Here is a 343-nt window from a genome sequence, read left to right on the forward strand (position 1 = left end):
TCACTTGACCATATAACCCCAAGCAATCTGGTTATACTGTGAAGACGACATTCGCCGAAAATTCGCATTTACTCTAAGAGCAACTCACAAATTTTACCTTAGCCTGAACCCACACCAGTGAAAGTGTTGGTCCAGTCTATCTTTCTATCACATACCCAAATTTTTAAAGAACGATCTAATCAAAGACTAGAAATCAACATTCACCATCACCTTGATGGAATGCTCATTTCTAAGCTCTAACACAGAAGCAGTGGTGGTGGAGCCAAGCTGGATCGAACCGCTGACCTCCTGCGTGCAAGGCAGGCGCTCTCCCAGCTGAGCTATGGCCCCGTATTTCTACAGG

General features: G+C 45.2%; 1 tRNA gene. It reads right to left on the minus strand.

The features are described from left to right. Positions 1-254: 254 nt before the first annotated feature. Positions 255-330, minus strand: a tRNA-Ala gene (locus IFT80_RS21535). Positions 331-343 lie beyond the last annotated feature (13 nt).

It is taken from the genome of Pseudomonas sp. CFBP 8771, assembly GCF_014841695.1.
GTDB classification, from domain to species: Bacteria; Pseudomonadota; Gammaproteobacteria; order Pseudomonadales; family Pseudomonadaceae; genus Aquipseudomonas; species Aquipseudomonas baltica.